Origin of the sequence: Sulfuricaulis sp. (assembly GCF_024653915.1) — a bacterium.
In the GTDB taxonomy this organism is placed as follows: Bacteria; Pseudomonadota; Gammaproteobacteria; order Acidiferrobacterales; family Sulfurifustaceae; genus Sulfuricaulis.
The window spans coordinates 52,709-78,111 of the sequence record NZ_JANLGY010000006.1; the positions used below are offsets into that span (position 1 = coordinate 52,709).

Annotated in this window: 23 protein-coding genes; 12 read left to right on the plus strand and 11 right to left on the minus strand. The window is 58.3% G+C overall.

The features are described 5' to 3' along the window. Positions 1 to 384 precede the first annotated feature (384 nt). The gene (locus tag NUV55_RS03705) at positions 385 to 2,727 is read left to right on the plus strand and encodes an EAL domain-containing protein (protein ID WP_296670508.1); all 2,343 of its coding nucleotides are present in this window, start codon (positions 385 to 387) and stop codon (positions 2,725 to 2,727) included. A 56-nt stretch (positions 2,728 to 2,783) separates the two neighbouring features. On the opposite strand, the gene NUV55_RS03710 is transcribed toward NUV55_RS03705, so the two are convergent. Further along, complete coding sequence (locus NUV55_RS03710; protein ID WP_296670509.1) at positions 2,784 to 3,215, minus strand: DoxX family protein; 432 nt, start codon at positions 3,213 to 3,215, stop codon at positions 2,784 to 2,786. 473 nt (positions 3,216 to 3,688) lie between these two features. Here NUV55_RS03710 and NUV55_RS03715 point away from each other — a divergent pair, with 473 nt between their 5' ends. Beyond that, positions 3,689 to 5,887 carry a primosomal protein N' gene (locus NUV55_RS03715; RefSeq protein WP_296670511.1) on the plus strand — a complete coding sequence of 733 codons (2,199 nt, stop codon included), beginning with the start codon at positions 3,689 to 3,691 and terminating at the stop codon, positions 5,885 to 5,887. A 145-nt stretch (positions 5,888 to 6,032) separates the two neighbouring features. Here NUV55_RS03715 and NUV55_RS03720 read toward each other — a convergent pair whose 3' ends face one another. Next, on the minus strand, positions 6,033 to 7,106 hold the full coding sequence (locus tag NUV55_RS03720; RefSeq protein WP_296670512.1) for a metal-dependent hydrolase: 1,074 nt from the start codon (positions 7,104 to 7,106) through the stop codon (positions 6,033 to 6,035). 210 nt (positions 7,107 to 7,316) lie between these two features. Here NUV55_RS03720 and NUV55_RS03725 point away from each other — a divergent pair, with 210 nt between their 5' ends. The 5 genes from NUV55_RS03725 (at position 7,317) to NUV55_RS03745 (ending at position 10,481) form a co-directional block, all read left to right on the plus strand. After that, positions 7,317 to 7,880, plus strand: a complete 564-nt coding sequence (locus NUV55_RS03725; RefSeq protein WP_296670514.1) for a TetR/AcrR family transcriptional regulator — start codon at positions 7,317 to 7,319, stop codon at positions 7,878 to 7,880. Positions 7,881 to 7,918: 38 nt separating this feature from the next. Beyond that, positions 7,919 to 8,950, plus strand: a complete 1,032-nt coding sequence (locus NUV55_RS03730) for an NAD(P)-dependent oxidoreductase (RefSeq protein ID WP_296670515.1) — start codon at positions 7,919 to 7,921, stop codon at positions 8,948 to 8,950. Positions 8,951 to 9,060: 110 nt separating this feature from the next. Then, the gene (locus NUV55_RS03735; RefSeq protein WP_296670517.1) at positions 9,061 to 9,291 is read left to right on the plus strand and encodes a sulfurtransferase TusA family protein; all 231 of its coding nucleotides are present in this window, start codon (positions 9,061 to 9,063) and stop codon (positions 9,289 to 9,291) included. A 49-nt stretch (positions 9,292 to 9,340) separates the two neighbouring features. After that, the gene (locus NUV55_RS03740; RefSeq protein ID WP_296670518.1) at positions 9,341 to 9,970 is read left to right on the plus strand and encodes a DsrE/DsrF/DrsH-like family protein; all 630 of its coding nucleotides are present in this window, start codon (positions 9,341 to 9,343) and stop codon (positions 9,968 to 9,970) included. A gap of 61 nt (positions 9,971 to 10,031) precedes the next feature. After that, positions 10,032 to 10,481, plus strand: coding sequence for a hypothetical protein (locus NUV55_RS03745; RefSeq protein ID WP_296670520.1), 450 nt, complete (start codon positions 10,032 to 10,034; stop codon positions 10,479 to 10,481). A gap of 24 nt (positions 10,482 to 10,505) precedes the next feature. On the opposite strand, the gene hemJ is transcribed toward NUV55_RS03745, so the two are convergent. The 9 genes from hemJ to NUV55_RS03790 all read right to left on the minus strand — a co-directional run bounded on the left by hemJ (position 10,506) and on the right by NUV55_RS03790 (position 20,619). Further along, complete coding sequence (hemJ, locus tag NUV55_RS03750) at positions 10,506 to 10,925, minus strand: protoporphyrinogen oxidase HemJ (RefSeq protein ID WP_296670521.1); 420 nt, start codon at positions 10,923 to 10,925, stop codon at positions 10,506 to 10,508. 32 nt (positions 10,926 to 10,957) lie between these two features. Continuing rightward, positions 10,958 to 11,470: a TlpA disulfide reductase family protein gene (locus tag NUV55_RS03755; protein ID WP_296670523.1), complete on the minus strand. Its 513-nt coding sequence runs from the start codon at positions 11,468 to 11,470 to the stop codon at positions 10,958 to 10,960. Between the two features lie 152 nt (positions 11,471 to 11,622). Further along, a complete protein-coding gene (gene hemW / locus NUV55_RS03760; RefSeq protein WP_296670525.1) occupies positions 11,623 to 12,768 on the minus strand; it encodes a radical SAM family heme chaperone HemW in 1,146 nt (381 codons plus the stop codon). 60 nt (positions 12,769 to 12,828) lie between these two features. Then, positions 12,829 to 13,746: an EamA family transporter gene (locus tag NUV55_RS03765; protein WP_296670526.1), complete on the minus strand. Its 918-nt coding sequence runs from the start codon at positions 13,744 to 13,746 to the stop codon at positions 12,829 to 12,831. 229 nt (positions 13,747 to 13,975) lie between these two features. Next, positions 13,976 to 16,981 carry an EAL domain-containing protein gene (locus tag NUV55_RS03770; RefSeq protein WP_296670528.1) on the minus strand — a complete coding sequence of 1,002 codons (3,006 nt, stop codon included), beginning with the start codon at positions 16,979 to 16,981 and terminating at the stop codon, positions 13,976 to 13,978. A 135-nt stretch (positions 16,982 to 17,116) separates the two neighbouring features. Beyond that, positions 17,117 to 17,728, minus strand: coding sequence for an RdgB/HAM1 family non-canonical purine NTP pyrophosphatase (gene rdgB, locus NUV55_RS03775; RefSeq protein WP_296670530.1), 612 nt, complete (start codon positions 17,726 to 17,728; stop codon positions 17,117 to 17,119). Between the two features lie 120 nt (positions 17,729 to 17,848). After that, positions 17,849 to 18,568, minus strand: a complete 720-nt coding sequence (rph, locus tag NUV55_RS03780; RefSeq protein ID WP_296670531.1) for a ribonuclease PH — start codon at positions 18,566 to 18,568, stop codon at positions 17,849 to 17,851. 148 nt (positions 18,569 to 18,716) lie between these two features. Continuing rightward, positions 18,717 to 19,673, minus strand: coding sequence for a protein phosphatase 2C domain-containing protein (locus NUV55_RS03785; protein ID WP_296670533.1), 957 nt, complete (start codon positions 19,671 to 19,673; stop codon positions 18,717 to 18,719). A gap of 13 nt (positions 19,674 to 19,686) precedes the next feature. After that, positions 19,687 to 20,619, minus strand: coding sequence for a serine/threonine-protein kinase (locus NUV55_RS03790; RefSeq protein WP_296670534.1), 933 nt, complete (start codon positions 20,617 to 20,619; stop codon positions 19,687 to 19,689). A 133-nt stretch (positions 20,620 to 20,752) separates the two neighbouring features. Here NUV55_RS03790 and NUV55_RS03795 point away from each other — a divergent pair, with 133 nt between their 5' ends. The 5 genes from NUV55_RS03795 to NUV55_RS03815 all read left to right on the plus strand — a co-directional run bounded on the left by NUV55_RS03795 (position 20,753) and on the right by NUV55_RS03815 (position 25,394). Continuing rightward, entirely contained in the window at positions 20,753 to 21,643 is an 891-nt protein-coding gene (locus tag NUV55_RS03795; protein ID WP_296670536.1) for a YicC/YloC family endoribonuclease, read from the plus strand. A gap of 105 nt (positions 21,644 to 21,748) precedes the next feature. Further along, on the plus strand, positions 21,749 to 22,354 hold the full coding sequence (gene gmk, locus NUV55_RS03800) for a guanylate kinase (protein WP_367280344.1): 606 nt from the start codon (positions 21,749 to 21,751) through the stop codon (positions 22,352 to 22,354). Between the two features lie 161 nt (positions 22,355 to 22,515). Then, complete coding sequence (gene rpoZ, locus NUV55_RS13775; RefSeq protein ID WP_367280341.1) at positions 22,516 to 22,821, plus strand: DNA-directed RNA polymerase subunit omega; 306 nt, start codon at positions 22,516 to 22,518, stop codon at positions 22,819 to 22,821. After that, positions 22,739 to 24,991 (plus strand): bifunctional (p)ppGpp synthetase/guanosine-3',5'-bis(diphosphate) 3'-pyrophosphohydrolase, encoded by a 2,253-nt coding sequence (locus tag NUV55_RS03810; protein ID WP_296670538.1) that lies wholly within the window; start codon positions 22,739 to 22,741, stop codon positions 24,989 to 24,991. Before rpoZ ends, NUV55_RS03810 begins: the two co-directional genes overlap by 83 nt. Positions 24,992 to 25,007: 16 nt before the next feature. Beyond that, complete coding sequence (locus NUV55_RS03815) at positions 25,008 to 25,394, plus strand: RidA family protein (protein ID WP_296670540.1); 387 nt, start codon at positions 25,008 to 25,010, stop codon at positions 25,392 to 25,394. Positions 25,395 to 25,403 lie beyond the last annotated feature (9 nt).

Genomic DNA, 25,403 nt, shown 5'->3' on the forward strand with positions numbered 1-25,403 from the left:
TTCCGGAAGGCGAGAAGCACGTGTTGGTCCGAAACCCGCCGAAAAATGACACCTGAACCGACCGAAAAACTGCCAAACCCCGCCGCATGTCCCGCCGCCAGCCAAAAATCGCCAAAAACGCCTTATTTTCCGCCGTTATTTTCCGCAAGCCACTGATTTTATGGATGCCGATAAGTGGCACTGGAATTGCAGGATTTACAGGCCGCCAGCGCGTTTGCGCCTAAGGATTGGTCTGCGTCGGGCGCTTTAGGGACAGGGACATTACAGGAGGTAACAAGAGTTCCAATGGAACGGGAACATCAACGAACGGATTCGCATCGGCGTTTATTCGTCTTAAGTCGGTTTTGGCGATTAAGAATAACGATGTTGTTTAATCAGCTATCGATGCGTACGAGCCTCACCTTCGCTGTGACCGCGGTGGGATTGCTCGGCGTTTTTTTTGTGTTCACCAGCGGTGATATCTACCGCGACGTCAGCTTGGCACAACAGCGTACTGCTCTTGGCGAGCAGGTCAAGACGCGGATCAGTGATCTGCGCCGGGAATTGGATGCGGAATCGCAACGCCTTGTGCTGCTGTCCCGTCAGGAGTCTGGTTTCGTCACGGCGGTGGCGGGCGGCAAAGTGGCGGCTTCTGTCCGTCATCTGGACCAATTGTTTGAGAAACCCGGCTTCATCTCTGGCCGCACCACGCTGGCCAAGCTTCAGGTGCTGAAAGCAGATATGAATGTGCTGGCCTCCTCCAGCAAGGGCTTGCCCGAGAATGTTTTGAGTCAACCCGCCTGCGCGAACCTGCGTTCCCTGGCCGCGAAGCGCATGGGCGCGGATATTCAAAAGCCGGTAACCGGCTTTTGCGTGGCGGAAAAAAATATTTATCATCTACTGATCCAGGCGTTGAGTGAACGCCCAGCGTCCGGTTTTCTGCTGGTCGCCACGGACGTGACCCCGCGGCTGACCGGGTCTGACAACATTTTCAGTCTGCCTGTGCGCCTGACCTTCCCGGACGGGGCCTTGTTGTTTCGTTCCGTCAACTGGCCGAGCGACGATGAATGGAAGAATTATCTGGTGGTGGAGCAACCCTACGGTGTGGCATCCCGCCCGTTGTTTAATATCGGTGTCAGCCAGGATATACGGCTGTTCAGCGAGGGACTGACGTTTACCGGCTACTACACCGTGGCTGTGGCCGCTTCGGCGATTCTGCTGGTGGCTCTGCTTGTGTGGTTTGTGTTGCAAAAAACCACCGCCATGCCACTGCGTAGACTGGTGACGCAGCTGCGCAAGGCCCGTTCTGACAAGAGTCATCTCGGCGAGCACGTGGTGTTGAGCGGTTGTGCCGAAGCTGTCGAGTTAGGCGCCGCTTTCAACAGCATGACGACGCGGCTCAAGGAGCTTTACGAAAGCCTGGAAAGCCTCGCTTTCACCGATCCGCTGACGAAGTTGCCGAATCGCACCTTGTTCCACGAACGCCTGGAACACGCCATCGTGGACGCCAAGCGCGATTACAAGCCATTCGCTCTGATGCTGATGGATCTCGATCGCTTCAAGGACATCAACGACACCCTGGGTCACCAGATTGGCGACAAACTGCTGCAACAGGTTGCGGCACGCCTGCGCAGCAAGCTGCGCGATATCGACACGGTGGCGCGCATGGGTGGCGACGAATTCGCCATCCTGCTGCCGGCGGTGAATGACAAACACGCGACCATGGCCGCGCGCATGCTGCTCCAGGCCTTGCGCGCCCCGTTCCGTATCGAGGAACAGAGCCTCGATATCGGGGCCAGCATCGGTATCGCGCTCTATCCCGATCACGGGGTGGACGCCAATATCCTGATTCAGCGCTCGGACGTGGCCATGTACTCCGCCAAGAACAGCAACAGCGGACACGCCTTCTACGACGGCAAGAACGACCAGCACAACTCGACACGCCTGACATTGCTCGGTGAGCTGCGCCATGCTGTGGAGCAGGAGCAGTTTGTGTTGTATTACCAGCCGAAGGTGGATCTCAAGAATTTCCAGGTCAATGGGGTCGAGGCGCTGATACGCTGGAATCACCCGCGCGAGGACCTGTTGTTGCCGGACACTTTCATTCCACTGCTCGAGCAGACCGGCATGATCCGCAGCCTCACGCCGTGGGTGCTGAACGAATCCCTGCGGCAGGGCCAGCTGCTTCAGCATCAGGGCTTGCCCATTACCATTTCCATGAACCTGTCGGTGCGCGACCTGCAGGACCCGTACTTGGCGGAAGCCTTTGCCGAGCAGTTGGAGGCGCTGCAAATTTCGCCGCGCTGGCTGGAACTGGAAATAACCGAAAGTGCGGTGATGACCGAGCCCGAGCGCGCCCTTGAGGTGCTGACGCGTCTGTCCAAGATGGGGCTGCGAATCGCGATTGACGATTTCGGTACCGGCTATTCTTCACTCTCTTATCTGAAGAAGCTGCCGGTCAACACCATCAAAATCGACAAGTCCTTTGTCATCGGCATGGTGCGCGATGAAAACGATGCCGCTATCGTGCGCACCAGTATTGATCTCGCGCACAATCTCAAGCTCGAAGTGGTGGCGGAAGGCGTTGAGAACGAGGAAACACTGAAACGTCTCGCCGAACTGGGATGCGACACCGCGCAGGGCCACTACATCAGCCGTCCGCTGTCGGCGGATGACCTGTCCACCTGGCTCAAGCAGTCTTCCTGGGCTCTCAAGCGCAATTCCAAACTGATCCGGTTGCACAAGTAAGCTGTTTTCTCCTGCCGCGCGGAAATTGAATCTGCGCGTGCAAGTCGTATCCGCTGCTATTTACAGTTATCCCTTCCCAAGCTGTATGGACCGGTGCCTTGGGCGACGATAAGCAGCAGGGCGCCCATGATCGCCAGGTTTTTCTGGAACTGGATGAACTGCATCTGCATCTGATCCGGCGGCAACCCCCAGTAGGCGTGAAACAAATACGTCACCGGGATCATCCACAGGAAAATAATCGTGGCGGCCCAGCGCGCCTGCCAGCCGACCAGTATCATCAGGCCGCCGCCCAGTTCGATGGCGATGGTCAGCACCAGCATGATTTTGATCAAATTGGGATCAAGGCTCGGCATTTTGGCGGCCATGTAGCCAGCGGTGCCAGCGAAACCGGTTATTTTCTTGAAGCCGGCCACGATGAACAGGTTCGCCAGTAACAACCGCCCAATCAGCGGCCCGTATTGTTGGACCCACTTGCATGCACCCTTCATAGTCATCCTCCTTTTCCAGTGGTTTACGGCATCCTAAGCTTTGTCTTTCAGGCTTGCCAGCACAGACCTGTATGGAAAAAACAGATGAATTCCCGCTAAAGAGGGTCGTCAGCTGTTTACTTTATGCACAGCTAAAATAGTCCTGAAATTATATTCGGCATGCCCGAAAATAATTGCTCGATAAAACGCGGGTGTTTTTACTTAACTTGTTGATCCAAAGAAACTTAATGCCTCAGTTTATTTTTTAATCAAACTAACAAAATCCTCGGAAATTGCCGTGCGACTGATTGCGCGCCACGACTTCATCAACACTGTTATCCACAGATTCTGTGAGTAAGGTTTGCACCGTTTAGATACAAGCGCTTAGAGGCATGTCATAACAAAATAGTGAGCGTGGAGCACGGTTGTTTCACGCGTTGCACAGAAAATGCGCAAAAAAATTCGTTCAATGGCCATGTGATAGAGTCGCCGCCATGTCCGCCGCGTCGCGAATTTACCAAGTGGCTGTACCGACTCCCCTGTATCACGCGTTTGATTATCTGGCCACCGTGCCACTGGTGCCGGGCGCGCGCGTGCGGGTGCCGTTCGGTCGCCGGGAAATGATCGGCGTCGTGCTGGGCGAGGTTGCGCAAAGCGAGCTGCCAGCCAGCCGGTTGAGGGCTATCACACAATCGCTGGATGCCAGCGCCATTCTCCCGCCGTCGATACTGGGGCTGCTTCGGTGGGCGGCGGATTATTACCATCATCCTCTCGGCGAAGTCATTCACACGGCGCTGCCGGTGCGCTTACGACAAGGCCGCGCGCCGGTCGTGAGCGGGGCAAAGGTGTGGATGCTTACGCCTGAAGGCCGCTCCGTGGACCCGCAGACGCTGAAACGCGCCCCGGCGCAAAGGCATGTGCTCGAGGCGTTGACCGTCGCCGCGGAAGGGCTCGATGCGGAGCAGCTTGCTCAAATTTCGCAGCGCTCGGCCGCTGCGCTCAAGGCGCTGCATGCCAAAGGGTGGGTGAGCAGTCACCAACGTGACCCACGGCCTGTGTTAAACGGGGAGTTGCAGTCTGCGCCGGATCTCAATTCGGACCAGAAGTCCTCTGTGACCGCCATCGTTGCCAGGCTGGATGGCTTCCACCCCTTCCTGTTGCACGGAGTCACCGGCAGCGGGAAAACTGAGGTTTACCTGAGTGTGATTAAAGAAGTGCTGGCGCAGGGAAAGCAGTCGTTGGTGCTGGTGCCGGAAATCAGCCTGACACCGCAACTGGTTGGTCGTTTCGAGAGGCGCTTCCGCACACCAATTGCAGTGTTGCATTCCGGACTCAATGAGCAGGAGCGCCTGAGTGCCTGGGTGAGGGCCAGTGAAGGCAAGGCGCCCATTGTCCTCGGTACGCGCTCGGCCGTTTTTACGCCGCTCAAAAATCCCGGCGTCATCGTGGTGGACGAGGAACACGATGGCTCGTACAAGCAGCAAGACGGCTTTCGTTATTCGGCGCGCGATGTGGCTGTCATGCGCGCGTCGCGCGAAAAAATTCCCATCATTCTGGGCTCGGCCACACCGTCGCTGGAGAGTCTCAAAAATGCGCGGCAGGGTACTTATGCCCTGATCGAGTTGCCGGAGCGTACCGGCAGCGCTGTCATGCCGCAGGTGCGGCTGCTCGATATGCGCCGGCTCAAGCCGAGCGAAGGGCTTTCACTGCCCTTGCGCGAAGTGCTCGCGGCCAAACTCGAAAAGGGCGAGCAGAGCATCCTGTTTCTGAACCGCCGCGGATTCTCGCCGGTGTGGATGTGTTTTGACTGCGGCTGGGTGGCCCCCTGCAAGCGCTGCGATGCTCAACTTACCCTGCATCACAAAAGACAGAAACTGCTTTGTCATCATTGCGGCGCGGAACAGGAAGTCGCTCAGCGTTGTCCGTCTTGCCAAGGCGAGAAACTGCATCCCCTCGGCGAGGGCACGGAGCGGGTGGAAGGCGCGCTGCAAAAGTTTTTCCCGCAGGCGCGCATAGAGCGCATCGATCGCGACAGCACCAGCCGCAAGGGCGCGCTTGAAGAAAAACTGCGGCGTGTCCATGAGGGCGAGGCCGATATCCTGGTCGGGACCCAGATGCTCTCCAAGGGGCATGATTTCCCCAATGTCACGCTGGTTGGCATCCTGAACGCCGATCAGGGACTGTACGGAACCGATTTTCGTTCGAGCGAACGACTGTTCCAGCTGATCATGCAGGTAAGCGGGCGCGCCGGACGCGCGGACAAGCCCGGCGAGGTGCTGATCCAGACCTGGCATCCGGATCACCCCCTGTTCGCCGCGTTGCAGCGACACGACTTCCATGGCTTCGCCGAGTTTGCTCTCAATGAACGCCAGGAGACGAACTATCCGCCCTACAGCCATCTCGCCTTGCTGCGTGCCGAGTCGCCCACACCGGACGCGGCACTCAAATTTCTGCATGAAGCGCGCACCCTGGCGCTCCCACTGTCGCCCGGAAAGGAGGTGCAGGTTTTGGTGCCGGTGGCAGCGCCCATGGAGCGGCGTGCCGGCCGCTATCGTGCGCAGTTACTGGTGCAATCCAGTCAGCGTGCGCCGCTGCACGAATTTCTCTCTCAATGGGTGGCGCAGCTGGCGGAGGCAAAATTCGCCAAAAAAACGCGCTGGTCGCTGGATGTCGATCCTGCGGATATGTATTAGAACCTCTAACAAAATGAAATGGACAGGATTAACAGGATTTCTCAGGATTTACAGGATTAAAGATTTTTAGATTTATAAAATCCTGTTAATCGTGTTTTTTAATCCTGTAAATCCTGTCTATTTTTCTTTTTGTTGGCATCTTTACTTAATGTGGAATGGCTTCGAAGATTTCCTCGCCGTTGTCGTCGTTGAATAGCCGGTAAATGCGCCACACTGGATCTTTTTTGCTCTGACACGCGCCGTAACGGAACGGCATGTTTCTCCCCGCCAGGGCAAAACGCAGATCATTGAACCACAGGCATAGCCTGCCCTGGATACGGTCTACGCCATACAGCGCCGGGAACAGGGTGAAGTTCCGATAGGCCGCCAGGGTTTCCGAATACCAGAGTTGTTCCGCCAGTTTGGCGTCCTTGCCCGAACCGAAACGTGGAACCTGTTTCCACAGGGCATCTCTCGCCGGATAGTACGAGGCGTACACCTGCCGCAACCAATTGGCATCGGTGGGAGGAAACTCCGGCATCTCTTTGCGCCACAGGCTCACGTAGGTCATGTGGTAGACATCTTTTTGCGGGATGACGATCATCCAGTGGAATGGCGAGAAGGGTTGTGGAATGGCTTCGACCTTGGCCGCTTCAATCCCGTGCCGGGTGACGTAGGCCTCTCCGACTGCCACGGCGCGCTGCTGCAGGATTCCCTGAAACCCCACGTAAGCGGCGAGCACGGTCAGACCGATGACGGCCGGCTTGCGTGTGAGATTCCATACCGCCGAGGCGATCAGCCCCGCAATGATGATCGCGGTGAAATACGGATCGATGATGAACGTGGTTGGCATCTGCGCGCGCCAGTGGGAAAACGGCGCGAAGACCATGGTGCCGAAAGCCGTGATCACGTCGCCGAGGATATGGATACCGATGCCCAGCGCCACCACACCCACGAACGCGCGCCAGGAATATTTTCCGCGCACGAGCAGCATGAACAACAGCGACAGGCCCAGCGCCCACAATGGCAGCATGATCACGGAATGGGTGATGCCGCGGTGCACAGTGAGATAGGTCAGGGGATCGATGAAGCGTGTGATGAAATCGCTGTCGGGGAATGCCGCGGCCCAGAAACCGATCCACATGCGCGCGCGCTGCGGCAATTGATTCGGCCGCGGAGCTTTCGGTTCCGTCGCGCGCGCCAGCAGTGCGCCGCTCAGGGCGTGGGTGAGTGTGTCCATGCTATCGATTCAGTATATCGCGGTGTAACTCGTCAAAACCGCTAACGGCGATCGCGACGGGGTAGGTGTCAAACCGGCACAGCTGGTACAGCGATGTAACAAAAATTTCTCGCTTTTCCGTGCGCCGGAAAATATTTTCTTGACAGCTGTATATAAGCAATCCATAATTTAGTCAGGTAACTTACTTAATACTTTAAATAATTGATTTAAATGGAAATAAAAGAAACCAACAAGCGCTTTCGCCTGCTCGAAGCGGCGAACAAGCTGGTCCATGCGCAAGGATTCAATCAGACCACGCTGGCCGATATCTCCCGCGAGGCCGAGGTGCCCTTGGGTAACGTTTATTACTACTTCAAAACCAAGGAAGACATCGGCCATGCGCTGATCGAGCACCGCGCGAATTTTTATGCTGGTCTCATCGCTGCGTGGGACAAGCTCCCGGACCCGAAAAAACGCCTGCATGCATTGATTGGAGAAGTGGAGGGACAGCGCGAGGCGCTGGCCTCCAGCGGTTGCCCCATTGGCAGTCTTTGCCAGGAACTCCACAAAGACGGGGGCGTGCTCGCGGAAAAGGCCGCGAGCCTGATGGCCGCCATCCTGGGGTGGACCGAGCAACAGTTTCGCGAGCTTGGCAAGGGAAAGGAGTCTGCCGATCTCTCCTTGCATCTGGTGTCAGTGTTGCAGGGCGCCAGTTTGCTCACGCATACCTTCAACAAGCCGGATTTGGTCCTGCGGGAAACGGCCCGGCTCAAGAAATGGGTGGACAGCTTGTGAAGGGACGCGAAATCAATTCTGGATAACCGGGAGAAATCATGGGCACAAATAAAAAGATTCGGGTGTTGGTTACAGGCGCCACGGGTTTTCTGGGCGGCAACATACTCAGGGCCGTGGTAGCGCAACCCGGGGTTGAACCGATTGCTGCTTGTCGACAGCGCGAGAAACTACCGCGAAATTTCAAGGGCGAAGTTCGGATCGGTAATTTGATGGATGCGAATTACCGACGCGAGGTGGTGAAGGAGGTCGATGTCATCTGCAGCGCCGGTAACTGGGCGTCCATGTGGAACCACAAGGCGCTGGAACGTGAGCGTTTTTTCGAACCGACTCGCGATCTCGTCGAGCAGGCGATTCGTCAGGGCGTCAAACGTTTTATTCAGACCAGCACAGTCGTGATCGGCGCCGTCGCGAAAGGCAACAAACCCCTGGATGATTTCTCGGAAACAAAATATACCGGTTTCTGGCCGCATCTCGACTGCCTGATCGATCTCGACCATTACATGCGCGTAAACAGCAACCGTGGCACGCAGATGGTTACGATGCGTCTGGGCCATTTTATCGGTACTGGCAATCGCCTGGGCATGCTGCCGGCGCTGGTGCCACGACTGAAAACCTATCTGGTGCCATGGTTGGCGGGAGGGCGCAAACGTCTGCCATTGGTGGCCGATACCGATCTCGGCGTGGCCTTTGCTTTGGCAACCATCGCCGATGGTTTGAACGATTATGAATCGTTCAATATTTGCGGAACGGAATTTCCGACGCTGCGCGAGGTGGTTCAATTCATCGCGGAGGAAGCCGGTGTTCCCAAACCGCTTTACAGCGTTCCCTATCCCGCCGGTTATGCTTTCGGCTGGCTGATGGAAACGCTCAAGCCGGTCATGCCCGGTTCCTCGCCGTTTCTCACCCGGTCCATTGTGCGCCTGTGCGAGAACTGGTATTGCCCTAATGATTATGCCCGGCGAAAACTGGGCTACACGCCCGCCAAGGACTGGCGTACGGCGGTGCGTGAACATCTCGCCGACCTCAAGTCGGATGGATATCCCTGGCCGCGTCTGTGCCAGCCGGCCTGACTGATATGTTTGTTAGCGAAACTAATTAAATTATCTGATTTGTGCTTCGCCCAACCGGGATATTTAATCTATTCAGATAAAGACTCCCTCAACCCAAACAGGAGATATTCATGTCTGCTACAGCACAGGAACTCGATGCACGTGGATTGAACTGCCCGCTGCCCATTCTGCGTGCGAAAAAGGCACTTAATGGTTTACAGCAAGGAGAAGTTTTATCCGTGCGCGCCACCGACCCAGGTTCAGTCAAGGATTTCGACGCCTTTTGCAAGGCGACCGGTAATGAACTGGTTTCGTCCGAACAAAGCAGTGACGAGTATGTTTTCCAGATACGCAAGAACTGACGGATATCCCTCCACCAGTCAAACCCTCAGCCTTTGAAAGGAGGCAACCATGTCTAACCTAGCTGAAAAGTCATCCATCAGTTTGCCCGGCGACTTGCAGAAACACGGCGCCGCGCTCGATGCCTGGTTCGATGAGCGTTTCTCGAAAAAACTGAAAGAGGTCGAGGAGAACAAGACCCCTTCGCTTTCGATCATCGCCACCAAGGGAACCATGGACTGGGCCTATCCACCGTTCATTCTCGCCTCCACGGCGTCGGCGCTGGGCTGGGACGTGAACGTATTTTTCACTTTTTACGGTTTGGAATTATTGAAAAAGGAATTGCACCTCGAGGTCAGCGCGTTGGGCAATCCGAGCATGCCCATGAAAATGCCCTTTGGCCCGAAATGGTTCAAAGGTATTAATTGGAAGGTCCCGAATCTGGTAATGGCCGGCGTCCCGGGATTCGAGAAGGTGGCCACGGGACTGATGAAGAAAACCGTGAAAAATTGCGGTGTCGCCTCGGTTCAGGAATTACGCGATGTCTGTATCGAGGCTGGCGTTAACCTGGTGGCTTGCCAGATGACAGTCGACCTGTTCGGCTACAAGCGCGAAGACTTCATTCCCGAGGTCAAGGACTGGATCGGCGCGGCCACTTTCCTGCCGATTGCGCAACAGTCGGACGTCTGTCTGTTCATCTAGCCAGATCAGGCGAGGCGTGAAAAAATAATCTCATGAAAAAAAATCCGCGGAGATAAAGCGCATGCCATCTGCTGCTAACGTAAAAGAAGAACCGTTCCTGTCGGCGTTCCGTGGCAATTTCACTGGTGTGCTGAGCTGGGAGGACCTTGACGCCTTCTGGGGAGTGGTAAGGAGCAATGCCGCCTCCGGCTGGTACTTGTATGCTCTCGGCGAAACTCCTCCGGCCGCGCGGGCCAGCGCGGAGCAGGTCAACCTGTTCATTTCAGAAATTGATGCGTTGCTGCGCAAGGAACACCAGGAGGACTATTGCGGCATCGTCTATGCCGACAACAAGACCGATCCGGCGTTGATCAAGATTTTTGATCCCAACAACCTTGGAGTTCAGTGCGGTTTCAGCGATAACCCGCCGCTGCCGGGCTGGGTCCTGAGCCTGTTACCACCTGTGGCGCTATACGATCGCGCGCACCACCCGGAGAATCGTAAGCGCTGGTGGCGGAAGTTGTGGGATTGAGCCAAGTCTAACTATTGGGCGATATCAGAACGGTTTGACCACGGCCAGGATAACCCCAGCAATGAGAATCACGGTCGGGAATTCGTTGAACCAGCGGTACCACACGTGATCATGGCGGTTGCGGTCGTATTTAAAGTCGATCATCAGCTTGGCGCAGTAAATGTGGTAGGCGATCAATATGAGGACGAGTGCGAGCTTGGCGTGCAGCCAGCCGCCGGCGAATCCGTAACCCAGCCACAACCACAGCCCAAATACGATGGTGAGAATGCCGCCCGGCGTCATGATGCCGAAGAAGAGTTTGCGCTCCATCACCTTGAAGCGCTCGACGCCTTCGCGGTCGGTGGCCGACACCATGCTGTGATACACAAACAGGCGCGGAAGATAGAAGAGCCCGGCGAACCAGGTGACCATGAAAATGATGTGCAGGGATTTTATCCAGAGCATGATGGTTTGTAATTTTTTGGCGGCGATGCAGATCAGGCGCCGGGAGCTTTCAGGTAGCGCGAGATGATACGCCGGGCCTTGGCGATATCCAAACGGCCGGTGTAGTTCAGTTCGGTTTTTCCATTCGGGTCGATGATAAAGGCGGTTGGGACAAAAGGCACGCCGCCGAAGGCGCTGGTCACGACGCCTTGCACGTCGAGCGCGACGGGATAAGGAACATTATGGCGCTGCACGAATTCCTGCACCCTGATCGGCGGATCGTAGGGCATGGCCACGGCGATCATTTCGAGCCCCTGTGGATGCCAGTCTTTGTAGAGCTGGATCAGATCGGGCAGTTCTTCCACACAGGGCGGGCAGGTGGTGGCCCAGAAACTCACCAGCACCGGCCGACCGCGCAACGACTGCAATGTCAGTTTTTTCCCGTCGAGCAGGACGAATTCGGTTTCCGGCGATATGGGCGGGGCAAGCGGAAACAGATACGTACCCGCCCAGGCGAATGCCGCCACAATGATTAGAATGACCAGCAGCTTGGTGCTTTTTTTCATCTACAACATCTGCGCCAGCAGCGAGACGATACTGATATAGGAATTCATCGCGGCTCCTCGCACGATTCTTGGAGGCTTGTCATCTACAGCAAGCAATCAAGGTATGCGAACCATTGTGCCGGCGCAAGCCTGCCGGCTGAGGCGATGCAATGCTAGAACATGGCGACGAGATTGTTGAGAAAGCGCAAGCCGATGTCCGTCGGGCGCAGGGTTTCGATATCCCAGGCGATCAGTCCTTTTCGCTCCGCCTCCTCGAGAGGTTTTGCCGCGACAGAGATTGGCATGCCGGTGCGTTCCGCGAACAGGCGCGACGGTACACCGCGGGTGATGCGCAAGGCGTTCATCATGAATTCGGTCACGGTATGCTCGCGCGAGAGCTTCTGTTCGCCGCCGATGTTTTGTGGCGTCCCGGCGGTGCGCAAATATTCATTCGGCTGTTTCAGCTTCCAGAGTCGCGTGATGCCTCTGGCGTCAGTGATCTTGGCGTGCGCGCCGGCGCCGATGCCGAGGTAATCTCCGAACTGCCAGTAGTTGAGATTATGCCGGCACTCGTGGCCCGGCTTGGCATAGGCCGAGACCTCATATTGCTGGTATCCCGCAGCGGCCAGTTCCGTTTGCAGCCGGCTTTGCATGTCCCAAGTGCTGTCGTCGTCGGGCAGTGTCGGCGGCCGAGAGTGGAATAACGTGTTCGGTTCGATGGTGAGCTGATAGGCAGAAAGATGCGTGGGGTAAAGCTGAATCGCGGTACGAATATCCGCCAGTGCCTGTTCTACCGTTTGACCGGGCAGGCCGAACATCAGATCAAGATTGAAATTATCGAAGCCCGCCGCACGTGCGGATTCAGCCGCGCGCAGCGCCTCTTCACGGCCGTGGATGCGCCCCAGTGCTTTCAGTTTTTCCGGCTCGAAACTCTGGACACCGATGGACAGGCGATTGATCCCGGCGGCGCGAAAGCCCTTGAAGCGTTCCGTATCCACCGTGCCAGGATTGGCCTCGAGCGTGATTTCGATATTCTGATCGAGTAGCAGCCGCGCGCGAATCCCGGACAACAGACGGTCAATGGCCTCGGGCGAAAACAGGCTCGGTGTGCCCCCGCCGATGAAAATGGTATGCACAATACGCCCCCACACGCGCGGCAGGTCCTGCTCCAGATCGCGCAGCAGCGCCTCGACGTATTCCTGTTCCGGAACGCCGCCGCGCGCCTCGTGGGAATTGAAATCGCAATACGGGCATTTGCGCACACACCAGGGGATGTGCACGTAAAGTGAGAGCGGCGGAAGTGAGGCAAACTGCTGCATGTGCGGACAGGAACCGGAACGGAGCCGCGAATTATACCGCCAGACGTTGTTTGAGCGGGATCAGCTCCGCTGGTCAGGGGCTGCGATGGCCTTAGGTCGCGCGATGCTGACCAGCATGACGCCGATCAGGATCACCACCATGCCCGCGAGCTGGTTGGCATTGAGCGTTTCCTGCAGTACCAGCCAGCCGAGCACTACGGCCACGAGTGGGTTGACGTAGGCATAGGTGCCGAGCGCGGCGGGGCTGACTTCGTGCAGCAGCCAGATGTAGGACGCATAGCCGAAGCAGGAACCGAAAACGATCAGGAAGGCGAGCGCTGCCATCGCCTCCGCCGACCAGCTCCAGCGCGCGGCCTCGCCGAGGGGAAATCCCAATCCGCAGAAAACGATCCCCGCTACCAATGACTGCATGGCCGCGACCATGAGCGGCGGCGTGGTCAGCCGGCCGCGCTTGGCGATCATGGAGCCGGCGGCCCACAGTGGGCACGCCGTCAGCACCGCGAGCTGCGCCCCGAAGTGCTCCAGTGAAAATCCCTTCTCCGGCAGCATCAGCATGGCCACGCCGAAGAATCCGACGGAGAGCCCCAGCACGGTGCGTGTTCCCAGCTTCTGGCCGTGCTCACCCAAGGTTCCGAAGCCCGCCAGCCACAGCGCCGTGGTGGCGACGATCAGCGCCGCCTGGTTCGACGGTACCCACTGTTCGCCCCATACGACAAGACCATTGGCACCGACCAGCATGAACAGCGCCGTGATCGCAATCGTGCGCCATTCGCGAAAATGGGTGGGAAATTTCTGTCCGCTCAACCGCGCGTAGATCGCTAACAGGATGCCAGCCACCACGAACCGCGACCCGGCAAACAGCGCCGGCGGCAATTGCTGCACCCCCACGCGGATCGCCAGATACGTCGAACCCCAGATGATATACACCGCCGCGAAGGCGATGATGACTTTCCAGCGCCAGGCGGCGTCGTGTTCCATCGCGCTATTCTACTTGTTATTTATCGAGCGGCCTTCGGCCGCGTATTACTTGTGGGTGGCTGACCCACGGCAAAAAACGCCTAACCCGCCCTACATGTACTATCTGGATTCCGGCTTTCGCCGGAATGACGGTTTAAAGATGGGTATGCCCCAACTCCGCAACCAACAATCTCAACACCTGCTCCCGATGGCTCAATTTATTTTTCAGTTCCGCGGCGGGTCAGCGGGATTATTTCTTGCGCGGCAATGGCTGCCCGGCTGAATCGGTGTGTGCATTTACGGCATCAGGCCGTCCGATATGGTAGCCCTGCCCATAGTCCACCCCGATTGCATTCAGCTGGCGCAGGGATTCCTCGTCCTCCACGAACTCGCCCAGGGTTTCCTTGCCGAGCGCATGCGCGATGTCATTCATCGCCTTTACCATCGCCCGGTCCACCAAGTTGTGCCCCAGGTTCTTCACGAAGCGGCCGTCGATTTTGACAAGGTCGACCGGCAACTCGGACAGGTAGGCAAACGAGGACATGCCGCTGCCGAAATCATCGAGCGCGGTTTTGCATCCCATGGCACGCAGCTGCGCGAGGAAGGTCACGGCGGTATGCATGTCGGCGATGGCAGCGGTCTCCGTCACCTCGAAGGTGAGGGCAGACGGGTCGAGCCCGGTCTCCTCGACCTTGCGCGTGATCAGCTCGGCAATCGCCGGCAGGGAGAGCGACTGGGCCGACAGGTTGATCGAAAAGCGCAGCGCGGGTTCCGTCGCGCGCCGGCGCGCGAGCAGGTCGATGGCATGGCGAATGACCCACTGATCGATTTCGGAGGCCAACCCGAACCGTTCTGCCGTTGACAGGAACCCGGCAGGCATGATGAGACTGTCGTCCTCATCGAGCATGCGCACCAGGATCTCGTGACATTCGATGGCGCCGCTGCTCGTGCGCGCGATCGGCTGCGCGACGAGCGCGAAGCGGTCGTGTTCCAGCGCTTTTCGGATACGGTGCGACCAGCCCATATCGAGCGACATGGTGTCGACATTCTTGGCGTCGTTTGCGACAAAGAGGTGTACACGGTTACGGCCGCCGCGCTTGGCGAGGTGGCAAGCGAGATCAGCCTGCATCAGGGCATCCGCCGACGATGCGATGTGCGAATCGAGAAGCGTGACGCCGATGGAGCAGCCGATATCGACGTTTTTCCCCTGGTATTGGAACACAAAGCTAGCCAGCTTCAGACGGAAGGATTCGGCCACCTGCTCGACCGTGTCCCGCGCGGTGTCGTACATCAGCACCACGAATTCGTCGCCGCCGAGCCGCACCACTAGGTCCGATTTGCGCGCGCGCCGGGTCAGGATGTTGGCGGCTTCGACGAGCAGCTGGTCGCCGGCCGCGTGTCCGAGGCTATCGTTGGTGTATTTGAAGTGGTCGAGGTCGAGGTAGAGCAGCGCGCCATTCAGTTTTTCATTGCGCTTCAGCAGGTCGACCAGGCGTTCCAGTTCGGTCAGGAAGTAGGAACGATTGTACAGGCCGGTCAGGCCGTCGTGCTCGGCGAGCTGGCGCAGACGCTCGATCATGGCCTTGCGTTCGGCGATGTTGGCGAGCAGCGCAATGTATTTCTGCTGACCCGGCAGCGCCATGTCGGTGATCTTGATCGAAATCGGGAAGGTCGTGCCATCCTTGTGCCGCCCCAAGGCCTCGCCCTCGAGCCCCACCAGGCGCTTGATCTCCTGGCGCAGGAAGTGTTCGAGGTAGCCGTCGCGTTTCTCGCGGGATTCCGGCGCGATCAGTTGGGCGATGGAGGTACCGGCGATTTTGTCCGCGGACCAGCCGAACAACCTTTCCGCCGCCCGGTTGAAGTTCTCGATCGTCCCCCGCTGGTCGAAGGTGATGATGCCCTCGGCGGCATTGTCGAGGATGGCGCGGATGTTCTGTTCGCGCGAACGCACCTGCGTGCGCATGTTGTCGAAGGCATGCACGAGGTTGCGCGTCTCAAGGGTGTTCGTGGTCGGCAGGGCGATGCCGGTCGCTCCCTCCGCTTCGGCCTTGAGGGCTGAGGCGACGCGCGCGATCGGCCGGCGGATGTTGAACTCGAATACCAGGATGCCACCTCCGATGATCAGGAGACTGAAAAAAACCAGTGTCCATAGCGAGCCGGCCAGCCGGTCTGTGAATTGCTCCATGGCCAGAATGTTTTCATCCTGGCTTTCTGCGATTTCTTTTTGCATTCCGCGCAGCGCTTCCCAGGCGGTATTGAAGTGCGGGTAAATCGCGTCGCGCATCAATGGGATGTCTGCGCGCCAGTGGTCCGATTCGAATATCGCCACGACCTTCTGGAATCCGGATCGCCACTGTTTGACGAGCGGACGCAGTCGCCGGAGCGACTCTTCCTGCTGGAATTCAAGCGCCCCCTGACTTTCATGCGTAGCGAGTTTCTCCAGGTTGGTCTCGATGCGCGTCAGGTACATCGCGATGTCGGACCTCTGCTTTGCCATGTCGATTTCAGGTTTGCTGCTGAATATGCCGAAGCGGTTCGTGACATACAGACGGAAGTTGGCGTTCACCGTGGACCAGGCGTAACGGCTGTCGGCGAATAGTTCGTATATATCGTCCTGTGCGAGCGTGTGTCCGGCGGTCTCGGCTTCCTCCATGGCCTGGGTCGTCAGCGTGATGACCTCAATCGTGGAAGGGTGCAGCTCATTCCTCATGATATCGATAGCGGGGAAGGTCTTGTCCGGGTCGATTCGCATATCCAGCAGGCGTTCAACCTGCTTGCGTAATTCTCCGGTTGCTCTCGTCAAGTTCTCCGCATGCTTGCGCGCCTGCGGATTTTGTTGTGTCCAGGGGTGAACCGCGATGTCCCCGGTGGACTCGATCAGGTGATCAAGCATGTCGAGGGCCTGATTGCGCGCGCCCTGTTCGGGTGTAACCAGGTAACGGTGGGTCGCGGTTTCCGCGACCCAGATTTCGTGGCTTATTTCATTGAGTTTGTTGTGGAGGTGTTTGCGTATGTCCAGACTCTGTGCGTTGGTCTCCGCGGCGCTTTCCACCTTGCCTTGGGTAAACCAGGCAACGCCGAGGATTCCGGCAACAAGCAGGGCGGAGGCGAGCAGGTACCGGCCAAGCAAAGTATGCAGACCGAACCAGCGGCCGAGACGTGACTCCGGCATGTCCGTGGATACCCTGTTGTTCGGGAGGTCTGCGCCACCCACGACGTTGGCGGGTGGCGCAGGTGGTTGAGGTGTTTTGCCCATACCCCTCATTTAGTGCATATGACGTGCCATAAATAAGGACTTTTAAGTTTAATAAGTGTATGTTTTATAATGATAATAGTGAATTAAGCTGGATATGGCAGCGAGACATTATTAAATTAATTCTGAATTTCCCGATTAATAAATTCGGGACCGCGGTTGCTGGAGGCTAAATACCAGTGCCCGTAGCGCCTGCCCCCGATGACTCAATTTATTTTTCTCTTCCGCCGGCAACTCGGCAGAAGAACACTTATGCGTGGGCACGAAGAAAACCGGATCATAACCAAACCCGTTCTCGCCCCGCGGCTCCAATAAAATTCTTCCTTCCCAGGTGCCCTGACAAATCACTGGCGTGGGATCGAATTCATGCCGCAGGTACACCATCAGGCACTGGAAACGCGCCTTGCGTTCAGCATCAGGAACGCCTTTGAGGTTGGTCAGTAATTTCTGCAGATTCTGTGCATCGCTCGCGCCCTTGCCGGCGTAGCGTGCGGAGTAAATCCCGGGCGCGCCGTTGAGGTAATCCACTTCGATGCCGGAATCGTCGGCAATGGCAGGGAGGCCGGTGTGGCGCGTGGCGTTGCGCGCTTTCAGCAGGGCATTTTCGACGAAGGTCAGGCCGGTTTCTTCCGCATCGACGACCTTGAAGTCGGATTGCGGCACGACGGTGAGATGCAGCCCGGCGAGCATCTGGTTGATCTCGCGTACCTTGCCGGGGTTACTCGATGCCAGAACAATCTGCTTGGTCATATAAAGGCTGTGAATTGACAGGATTAACAGGATTTACAGGATTAAAAGCGAAGCAAACAAGGCCAAAGATTTTACAAAGAAATCCTGTTAATCCTGTAAATCCTGTCCATTAATTCTTTGTTATTTCATCTCCAATGCTTCGCGTTGGCGCGCGATGAGTTCGCGGATGCCGGCTTGCGCGAGCTTGGTCATCGCCTGCATGTCTTCGAGGCTGAAGGTCTTGCTCTCGGCGGTGCCCTGGATTTCGATGAAGCCGCCGGCGTCGTCCATCACGAAGTTCATGTCGGTCCCGGCGTTGGAGTCCTCGGCGTAATCGAGATCGAGCACCGCCTCGCCGCCGAAGATGCCGCAGGAAACGGAGGCGACCAGATGGCGCAGGGGGTCGTTGGTAATCAATCCGCGTTTGCGCACGTGGTTGATGGCATCCACCAGCGCGACACAGCCGCCGGTGATGGAAGCCGTGCGCGTGCCGCCATCGGCCTGGATCACGTCGCAGTCGATGGTGAACGTGCGCTCGCCCAGCTGCTTCATGTCCAGCGCCGAGCGCAGCGCGCGCCCGATCAGGCGCTGGATTTCCATGGTGCGCCCGCCCTGTTTGCCCTGTGCTGCCTCGCGCGCCATGCGGCTCCCGGTGGAACGCGGCAGCATGCCGTATTCGGCCGTGACCCAGCCCTGGCCCTTGCCCTTGAGGAAGTTCGGCACCTTTTCGTCGACGCTGACGTTGCACAGCACGCGCGTCTCGCCGAACTCGATCAGCACCGAGCCTTCGGCGTGTTTGGTGTAACTACGGGTGATACGTATGTCGCGTAACTGGTCGGGTTTACGTCCGCTGGGCCGCATGAAATTCCTTGAGCTGGTCTGATGCCGGAACGCAGATTATCACCAATCCGGAATAATGTTGAACGCGGGCATTGGGGCATGAAGATCGGATTGATTTCTTTGCGTCCTTTGCGTCTCAGCGGCAAGAACTCACATAAATCTTGTTTTTCTATTTGGCCTCGTGCTTCTTCAGAAAATCCTCGATCTCCTGGATGCGGTCTTGCAGCGGCCTGTTCTTTTCTTTACTGGTGTCTTCCACGACCGGGGCCGGCGGTATTGGGACCGGTCGCCGCGCGACATGCGGAAGATGGTGACGGGCCTCCTGACGCAGCATGGCCTCATCGATCTGCACGGCCACGTTGCCTTGCAGTGGTGGATTTTTTGACATGGCATCCTGCCAACGCAGGCATACGGCGCTGACGTTGTCACAGCCGTGTTTCATCTTGCGCACCGCGGCAAAAAGCATTTCCTCCATGGCCTCATCCAGCGCCGGAGCCTTCAGATAATTCGTGATCTCTTCCGGTGTGAACGCCTCCCACAGGCCGTCGGTACAGGCGAGCAGCATGTCGCCCGGCTGCAGCAGGGTTTCTTCGCTTACGCTGATGGTGGGCGTGACCCCGCCACCGAGACAATTCAGCAGGTGACTCTTCTGGGGGTGGTCGAGCATTTCCTGTTCCGTGAGCAAGCCGTCTTGATGCATTTCATCGATGGCGGTGTGGTCCTGTGTGCGCAGCAGGACGCGATCCTGGCGGATGACATAAAGTCGGCTGTCACCCACGTGCGCCCAGTAGGCATAGCCGTTTTGCACCAGGCAGGCGACGCAGGTGGTGCGCGGTTCGATGGGTGTCTGGCTGGCCTTGGCGCGCGCGATGATGGCGTGGTGCGCCTGCAGGATGCCGAGCGCGAGGAAGGCCGAGGGTCGATTGATCACGGGTTGGCGCAGCGACTGGAAGCTGTGCAGCAGTGTCTCCACCAGAACTTCCGCCGCGATCTCGCCGCCGCGGTGACCGCCGAGTCCGTCGGCCACGACCAACAGCACGGCGTTGTCGCGCTCGGCATAACCCACGCGGTCTTCGTTGGTCGGGCGCGCCCCGCGCAGGGTGTATTGGGTGATCTGGTATTTCATGGTGCCGTTGTTGTCACCAGGGCAATTTCTGTTTCAAGCGCTCGATCAGCGTTTCCGGGTCTGGTGCCGGCAACTCGGACGGTTCCTTGTTGAGAAAGTCCAGCAAGGCATCCACATTCTGCGGTCGCGCCATCTGATCCATTTGCAGGCACCAATCCACGGCCTCGAGCAGCTGACGCGAATAGCGCGAGGCAAATTGGCGCACCGCCGGTTTGTAGGTGTCTTTTTCGGCACGCTTGGTGGCGGTAGGCGGGGCCTTGCCGCACAGGCAGGCCCACATGGTGGCGCCCACGGCGTAAAGGTCGGTCCACGGTCCGATGTGCCCGCGCGTGTGCTGCTCGATGGGCGCAAAGCCGCGCGTGAGTGTGTGTGGCAGCGCACGCCGTTCGTTGACGTAAGGAGACTGCGCGGCGCCGAAGTCGAGCAGCAGCGGTGAGCCGCCGGGCCGCAGATAAACATTCGCCGGCTTGATATCGAGATGCAGCAGGCGGTGGTTGTGCAGCTCACGCAGTCCGTCAAGCAACGGGGGAAAGACCGTGCGGATGAATTTTTCCGTCATGCGACCGTCGTGGCGCTTGATGTACCAGCGCAGGTCCTTGCCATCCTCGAAATTCATCACCATGTACACGGTGTTGTTCTCGCGGAAGAAATCCGTGACGCGCACGATGTTGGGATGCTGGATTGTCGACAACGCCTTGGCTTCGTCGAAAAAACGCTTCATGCCGGTGTTGAAGGTACTGGCGGTCGAGCCTGACAGGTTCTCCACGGTCTCGCCGTCGGCGCGCGCGACCTGCTTGTCCGGCAGGTACTCCTTGATGACCACCCACTTTCCGGTCTGGGTGTTGCGCGCGAGGTAGACAATGCTGAACCCGCCGCCGCCGAGGGTTTTGGCGATCTTGTAATGATGCAGCATATAGCCCTCGTTGAGGGCATTGGTGATATCCATGACTTCCGGTTCAGTTCTGACCGGCGGGCGGGGGCACGTTCGGCGTTTCCATCTTTAGATTATATATGCCCAATTCTGAGTGGCAGGGGATGGTTTCACCCTGATCTGATTCGGTTTACCATCCGTATCGCCCATGAAATCCGGAAAAACCCCGCCCCAGACCGCCAGCATGACCGCCTTTGCCCGGCACGAGGCGGTCGCGCATTGGGGCACGCTCACCTGGGAGCTGCGCTCGGTCAATCACCGTTATCTCGACATTTCCCTGCGCCTGCCGGAGGAGCTGCGCTCGCTCGAACCGCGCATACGCGAACTGGTCAACGCGCGCCTCGCCCGTGGCAAGGTGGACGGCACCCTGCGCTTCCAGCCGAGTGAAGCATCGGCAGGGACCATCGAGATGAATGCGGAGCAGGTACAGCGCTTGCTCGTTGCCGCCGACCACCTGCGCCATCATGCACAAGATATCGCGCAATTACGCACCATCGACGTGCTGCGCTGGCCGGGGGTGATCAAGGCGGCGGCGCTGGATGTCGAAAGCCTGGGCGCAGCGGCACTGGAGGCACTGTCGGCCACGCTGGCGGAGCTGGTGGCGACGCGCAACCGCGAAGGCGCACGTCTGCAGGAGTTCATGCTGGCACGCTTGCAGTCCATGGAAGAAATGGCAGGGAAGGCGAAAGAGCTGTTCCCCGAAGCCACGCGGCAGTTTCGCGAACGGCTGGAGGCGCGTCTGAAGGAGGTCAAGACCCAGCTCGATCCCGCGCGCCTGGAACAGGAAATCGTCCTGTTCGCGCAGAAGGCGGATGTCACCGAGGAAATCGACCGGCTGACCGCGCACTTCGCCGAAATCCGTCGGGTGTTCTCTCAGCCCGGCCCCGCCGGCCGGCGGCTCGATTTCCTGATGCAGGAACTCAACCGCGAGGCCAACACTTTGTCATCGAAATCCACCGACACGCGCCTGACCAATGTCGCGGTCGAGCTCAAGGTGCTGATCGAGCAGATGCGCGAGCAAGTGCAAAATATAGAATAAGATCACGAAACCGCAGATGAACGCAGATTAACGCGGATAAAAACCAGTTTTACTTTTTAATCTAAATATCTGCGTCCATCTGCGTTTATCTGCGGTTCCAAAATTATTATGAAATGCAGACTTTTTATTTTTTCCGCGGCTTCCGGCACCGGCAAGACCAGTCTCGCCAAGGCATTGGTGGAGCAGATGCCCGACCTGGCGTTCTCGGTTTCGCACACCACGCGCGCGCCGCGGCCGGGTGAGCAGCACGGTGTGCATTATTATTTCGTTACCCCGCAACAGTTCGACGAGATGGTGGCGGCCGACCGCTTTCTGGAACACGCCAAGGTGTTTGGGAATTCCTACGGCACTTCGCGCGCGACGACCGAAAGCATGCTGCGGCAGGGAAAGAACATCATCTTCGATATTGACTGGCAGGGCGCGCGCGCCATCAAGGAAAAGCTGCCGGAGGCGGTGAGCGTTTTCATCCTGCCACCCTCGCGCGCCGCTCTGGAAGAGCGTCTGACCGGGCGCGGCCAGGATTCACCCGAGGTCATTGCCCAGCGCATGCGTGCGGCGGTGTCTGAGATAAGCCACCACAAGGAATTCGACCACCTGGTGGTAAACGATGACTTCAATGCGGCCCTGGCCGATTTGAAGACCATAATCCTCGGGGACGGCAAGCCTCGGCCCGTTCGGGTGGACATGGAGGCCTTGTTAGCAGAGGTCTAGTCGAAGGGCCAAGTGGCAAAAACCGCCCTATATCAGTAAGATGCAATACAGCGCTTACCCCTGACCCGCCCCGGATCTGGCATCAGTCGGGGCGCGTGCTTTAGTTTAGTGTTAAACCTTGCGGCGACGCCGCGTTTCCTGTGGATGACAGAGGTATAGGTATGGCTCGTATTACGGTGGAAGATTGTCTGGATAACGTCGATAACCGCTTTCAGCTCGTGCTGGTGGCCACGCGCCGCGCACGCCAGCTGATCAATGGTGCGGATCCCTTTGTGGAGCGCGGAAACGACAAGCCCACGGTACTCGCCCTGCGCGAAATCGCCGGCGGTTTTGTGACCAATGCCATCCTGGAAGAGGAAACGGCGCCAGTCGTATTTGAGGCCAATGAAAACACAGCCGACCAACCCCAAACAGGCGGGCTCGACAGCAGCCCGGCCCCCGGCAAAGAGGGCGGAACCGAAGTCTGAATCGCCGTCTGGAATCCCCGGAGAGCGTTTTCAGATCAGTGACCTGTGCGCCATTCTCGAATCCTATCTCGAGCCCCGCGACGTTGCTGATGTTTATCGCGCCTATCTGTTCGGCGCCGAGGCCCACGACGGGCAGCGGCGCGTCAGCGGCGAACCCTACATATACCATCCCATAGAAGTCGCCCGCATCCTGGCGGCCATGCGCCTCGATGCCAAGAGCATCATGGCGGCGATCCTGCACGACGTCATCGAGGACACACCCACGGCGAAGGAGCATATCGCCGAGCAGTTCGGGACGGATATCGCCGCGCTCGTCGATGGCGTTTCCAAAATCACCCGCATCGAATTCCAGTCGCAGGAAGAGGCACAGGCGGAAAATTTCCGCAAAATGCTGCTCGCCATGGCGAGCGACATCCGTGTCATCCTCATCAAGCTCGCCGACCGCCTGCACAACATGCGCACCATTGCCGCGCTCAAGCCGGAGCGCCGCCGTGCCATCGCGCGCGAGACACTCGATATTTACGCGCCCATCGCCAACCGCCTCGGTGTGCGCCAGTGGGCGGCGGAACTGGGCAATCTCGGGTTTTCCGCGCTTTATCCGCTACGCTACCGCATCATCGACGACGCGGTGCGCAAGCGTCATGGCAATCGCAAGGCCATCGTCGAAAAAATCCGCGCCGCCATCGTCGGCCAGATGGAACGCGAGGGTTTGGCGGCCGAGGTGACCGGGCGCGAAAAAAGTCTGTATGGCGTGTACCGCAAGATGGAGCAGAAGCATCTGTCGTTTGATCAGGTATACGATCTCTACGGCTTTCGCGTGATCGTGGACAAGGCCGACACCTGCTATCGCGCGCTCGGCGCGATTCACAATCTCTACAAACCCATCCCCGGGCGGTTCAAGGATTACATCGCCATCCCCAAGGCCAACGGTTACCAATCGTTGCACACCGTGGTGTTTGGCCCGTTTGGTGTTTCCCTGGAGGTGCAGATCCGCACACACGAAATGGATCGCGTGTCCGAGGCCGGGGTGGCCTCACATTGGCTGTACAAGAGCGGCGAGCGTGGTTCGGACCCGGCGCAGCAGCGCGCGCTCCAGTGGCTCAAGGACCTGTTGGACACCCAGCAGAAGGCGGGCAACCCGCGGGAATTCCTGGAACACCTCAAGGTGGACCTGTTCCCGGACGAGGTCTATGTGTTTACGCCCAACGGCGAGATCAAGAAGCTCCCGCGTGACGCCACCGTCATCGATTTCGCCTACGACGTGCACACCGACATCGGCAACCGCTGCGTCGGCGCCAAGGTCAACCATCAACTGGTGCCGTTGCGTACCACCCTGCGCAATGGCGATCACGTCGAGATTATTACCGCGGAATGGAACCGCCCCAGCCCGTCCTGGCTCAACTATGTCGTGACCAGCAAGGCGCGCGCGCATATCCGCAGTTTCCTGAAGAACCAGAAAACCGATGAGTCGGCCAAGCTCGGCGAACGCCTGCTGGCCACGGCGCTGGAGGACATCGGCGCCGATCTGAAGAAAATATCCGAGGAAACCCGCAACGCGCTGCTGAAAACCCTCAAGCAGAAAACCTGGAATGACCTGCTGGGCGAAATCGGTCTCGGCAACCGTCTGGCTACCGTGGTGGCACGCCAACTCGTGCCGCAAACTGAAAAAGATGAAGCCAGCCGTTTCCTGCGGCTGTTCCGCCGCCGCAGTCAGAAGCCGAAGGAACCGGCGCTGGCCATCCACGGGACCGAAGGCGTCGTGGTCAATTACGCACGCTGCTGCCGTCCCATTCCCGGCGATCCCATCCTGGGCTTTCTCACCGCCGGGCGTGGCATCGTGGTGCATACCGAGGATTGCCCGAACGTGGTGCGTTACCGCAAGCATCCGGAGCAGTGGATCGACGTGCAGTGGGAAAAAAACATCAAAGGGGTGTACCCGGTTTATTTCCGGGTCGAGGCAAAGAACCAGCGTGGTGTGCTCGCCTCCGTGGCGGCGGCGATTTCCGAACAGGAGGCCAACATCGACTCGGTGTCCTTCGACGAGCGTGACAGCCAGTATACCTCCATGGATTTTACCATCGAGGTACGCGACCGCGTGCACTTGGCGCATATCATGCGCCGTATTCGCGCACTCGAATCGGTGGTGAAGATCAATCGCAAAAAAGGCTGAACCACGGGGAAGGGATATGACCAGAACAGTGATCAAAACGGACAAGGCACCGCAGGCCATCGGCACTTATTCCCAGGCCATCAAAACCGGCAACACGGTTTATCTTGCTGGCCAGATTCCGTTGGTGCCGGAGACCATGGTGCTGGTGGACGGCGACATGCGCGCGCAGATCCGGCGCGTATTCGAGAACCTGGTCGCGGTGGCCAAGGCGTCCGGCGGCAGCCTGCAGGACGTGGTGAAGCTCAACGTGTATCTCACCGACCTCGGACACTTCCCGTTGGTAAACGAGGTGATGGCGCAATACTTTCGCGAACCCTATCCGGCGCGCGCGGCCGTAGGCGTGGCCGCGCTGCCCAAGGGCGCGGCGGTTGAGATGGATGCGATTATGGTTTTAGAAAAGTAACAAGTGGCA

Bases quoted from the DNA above. Each gene is read 5' to 3' on its own strand.
- NUV55_RS03705 (WP_296670508.1), top strand. From the start codon at position 385: ATGCGTACGAGCCTCACCTTCGCTGTGACCGCGGTGGGATTGCTCGGC.
- NUV55_RS03710 (WP_296670509.1), bottom strand. From the start codon at position 3,215: ATGAAGGGTGCATGCAAGTGGGTCCAACAATACGGGCCGCTGATTGGG.
- NUV55_RS03785 (WP_296670533.1), bottom strand. From the start codon at position 19,673: ATGAAATACCAGATCACCCAATACACCCTGCGCGGGGCGCGCCCGACC.
- rdgB (WP_296670530.1), bottom strand. From the start codon at position 17,728: ATGACCAAGCAGATTGTTCTGGCATCGAGTAACCCCGGCAAGGTACGC.
- NUV55_RS03765 (WP_296670526.1), bottom strand. From the start codon at position 13,746: ATGGAACACGACGCCGCCTGGCGCTGGAAAGTCATCATCGCCTTCGCG.
- NUV55_RS03810 (WP_296670538.1), top strand. From the start codon at position 22,739: ATGAAAACACAGCCGACCAACCCCAAACAGGCGGGCTCGACAGCAGCC.
- NUV55_RS03735 (WP_296670517.1), top strand. From the start codon at position 9,061: ATGTCTGCTACAGCACAGGAACTCGATGCACGTGGATTGAACTGCCCG.
- NUV55_RS03755 (WP_296670523.1), bottom strand. From the start codon at position 11,470: ATGAAAAAAAGCACCAAGCTGCTGGTCATTCTAATCATTGTGGCGGCA.
- rph (WP_296670531.1), bottom strand. From the start codon at position 18,568: ATGCGGCCCAGCGGACGTAAACCCGACCAGTTACGCGACATACGTATC.
- NUV55_RS03740 (WP_296670518.1), top strand. From the start codon at position 9,341: ATGTCTAACCTAGCTGAAAAGTCATCCATCAGTTTGCCCGGCGACTTG.
- rpoZ (WP_367280341.1), top strand. From the start codon at position 22,516: ATGGCTCGTATTACGGTGGAAGATTGTCTGGATAACGTCGATAACCGC.
- NUV55_RS03815 (WP_296670540.1), top strand. From the start codon at position 25,008: ATGACCAGAACAGTGATCAAAACGGACAAGGCACCGCAGGCCATCGGC.
- NUV55_RS03720 (WP_296670512.1), bottom strand. From the start codon at position 7,106: ATGGACACACTCACCCACGCCCTGAGCGGCGCACTGCTGGCGCGCGCG.
- hemJ (WP_296670521.1), bottom strand. From the start codon at position 10,925: ATGCTCTGGATAAAATCCCTGCACATCATTTTCATGGTCACCTGGTTC.
- hemW (WP_296670525.1), bottom strand. From the start codon at position 12,768: ATGCAGCAGTTTGCCTCACTTCCGCCGCTCTCACTTTACGTGCACATC.
- NUV55_RS03730 (WP_296670515.1), top strand. From the start codon at position 7,919: ATGGGCACAAATAAAAAGATTCGGGTGTTGGTTACAGGCGCCACGGGT.
- NUV55_RS03745 (WP_296670520.1), top strand. From the start codon at position 10,032: ATGCCATCTGCTGCTAACGTAAAAGAAGAACCGTTCCTGTCGGCGTTC.
- NUV55_RS03725 (WP_296670514.1), top strand. From the start codon at position 7,317: ATGGAAATAAAAGAAACCAACAAGCGCTTTCGCCTGCTCGAAGCGGCG.
- NUV55_RS03795 (WP_296670536.1), top strand. From the start codon at position 20,753: ATGAAATCCGGAAAAACCCCGCCCCAGACCGCCAGCATGACCGCCTTT.
- NUV55_RS03715 (WP_296670511.1), top strand. From the start codon at position 3,689: ATGTCCGCCGCGTCGCGAATTTACCAAGTGGCTGTACCGACTCCCCTG.
- NUV55_RS03790 (WP_296670534.1), bottom strand. From the start codon at position 20,619: ATGGATATCACCAATGCCCTCAACGAGGGCTATATGCTGCATCATTAC.
- NUV55_RS03770 (WP_296670528.1), bottom strand. From the start codon at position 16,981: ATGGGCAAAACACCTCAACCACCTGCGCCACCCGCCAACGTCGTGGGT.